Source organism: Aestuariicoccus sp. MJ-SS9, assembly GCF_032586235.1.
Classification (GTDB): Bacteria; Pseudomonadota; Alphaproteobacteria; order Rhodobacterales; family Rhodobacteraceae; genus Aestuariicoccus.
Window position 1 is genome coordinate 1 of record NZ_JAWHTD010000112.1, and the last position, 2,149, is coordinate 2,149.

Here is a 2,149-nt window from a genome sequence, read left to right on the forward strand (position 1 = left end):
CTTGTTCATACAACGCGTCTAACGGCATGGATTCACGAAGTGAATCCTTCGCCGACAGACTTTTGCAACAACGCCCCGCGACACGCGAAACGAAAGGGCCGCCCCCACGGGCGGCCCTTTTGCTGTGCGCTAGCCGCCGGCCCGGTCGCAGCCGATCATCGACCAGACCAGCCGGCCGACATCCGGGTTCCGGATATCGCCATGCGACGCGATGATCGGGCTGGCGTCGACATAAAGCACCTTCTGCGCCTGCCGCGCCTCGGCGCAGGCGGCCCTTGCCGCCGCCGGGTCTTTCCAGACATGCGGCACGACCTTGTCCTTCAGCTCGTCCTTCATGATGCCCGCGCCGATCCGCGCGCCCACATGCGCAGCACCCGTGGCGACCCGCGCCACCGGGTTGGCCTGATCGCCGCTGGCCCAGGTCAGCACGACCGTACCGCCGGGGCGGGCGTGATCCTGATACGGCCCACCCTCGCCGGTAAAGGCCCAGCGCACCGGCGGCACCAGCTCGAACCCCGACCGGAACCGGTTCGCGCTGAACGCCGCCTGCAATCCGATCACCAGCGGCGCGGGCCCGGTCCGTGCGACCGGCTCTTGCAGCAAATCCGCCGAATAATAAGCCCGGCTCAGGATCCGCGCGCCCATGGAATGGCCGACCAGAACGCTCTGCAGGCCGGTTTCGGCCTCGATCCGGGGCAACATGGCGTTGACCATGTGGTTGGCGATGCCATACCCGATCTCGTCGGCATCGTCGGCCTTGACCGTGTAGCTGCCGATATGCAGCGCCCGGTTGGCCAGATCGAACACCGAGGTCCCACCCCAGACCGAAGGCCAAGTCAGCCCGATCACCAGAGGCCGGAACGCAACCCCTTCGGCCCGCGCCGCCGCGCGGCTGTGCTGGATCAGCGCGTTATAGCGCTCGAGCGATTCCAGCTGGTCGTTGTTCCAGCCCATCGACAGCATCAGGATATGCGTGAACGGCGCCTCCGTCTTTCGCGCCGCGGCGACATCGGCCTTGATCCGCGCCTCCATCCGATCCAGCGCCCGCCAGCCCGCGTCATAGGCCTCGGCCGGGCGCACCGGCGTGCCCGCGCCAAAGGCCGTGTCGCCATAAACCGAATAGTCCAACGACGGCGCGATCCCGTGCGGCTCGGCCTGATAGCGCAGGACATGCGAGACGAACATCGCCTTGGGATCGCCGGTGCTGCGGGCAAAGCTTTTCTGCTGTTGCTCAAGATCCCTTTGCACCCCTGCATCGGGCAGCCGCCAGGGCGCGCGCAGGCGGGCGGTGTCATGGCCCTCGCCCACCCCGATGGTGCCGCGCGGCGCTTTTTCGATCCCGACGATGTAACCGGCGGTCGTCAGCGGATGCGAATAAGGCAGGTTCAAAAGCCCGTGGTAGCGCGCGATCACCCCGTCGGTGCCCAGCGCCTGTTCCTCGGCCGGCGGCACATGCCGGTTGATCTGCGAACACTGCGCCAGCAGCAAGGCGGCGGTCGCCGCCAGCGCAATGCGGGTCCGGCGCCCGGGCGACGGAAGAGCGGGAACAGCGGGAACAGCGGGAACATACATCATGGCACTAACGCTTTGATTGCAATTCCGCGCACCCTAGCGCCGCGCCCCCGGACGCACAACAATTCAGTCGATGTCATGGAAAGTGGCAGGGGCAGCAGGGTTCGAACCCGCGACCTACGGTTTTGGAGACCGTCGCTCTACCAGCTGAGCTATACCCCTAAGACGCTGGCGTCGTAATGTTTTACGCAGGGATGGTCAAGCGCCGATACGAAAGTTATCACAACGGTTATCACTTGGCGGTAAGGTCATGTTCTACCCACGTTCGCGTAGGCTGCGTTTTTCCCATGCAGATACAGCCCTCATTCTCTGCCGAGCTTCTCCTGCATACTTAGCGACCATTTCTTTGGTGTCGTGACCGGAGTATGCCATGATCTCGTCGTCTGAGCATCCTGCCCACGCCAGCTCCATCACTCCCCGGTATCGTAGAGCATGTAGGTCGTGCAGCTCCACACCGAGGCGAACCCTCTCCTTTCGCATCATTTGGGCCAAGCCTGTGTAATCTAGGCTCAGGACCTATTGATTTCAGCGGAAGGGCATGATTCACCGCGCGAAAACAGAGCGGTGATATGTCTGA

At 64.1% G+C, this 2,149-nt stretch carries 1 protein-coding gene and 1 tRNA gene; both read right to left on the minus strand.

From position 1 onward, the window contains the following. Positions 1-129: 129 nt before the first annotated feature. Positions 130-1,575, minus strand: coding sequence for a hypothetical protein (locus RXV88_RS23455; RefSeq protein WP_316296155.1), 1,446 nt, complete (start codon positions 1,573-1,575; stop codon positions 130-132). Between the two features lie 83 nt (positions 1,576-1,658). Next, positions 1,659-1,734 (minus strand) — tRNA-Trp (locus tag RXV88_RS23460). Positions 1,735-2,149 lie beyond the last annotated feature (415 nt).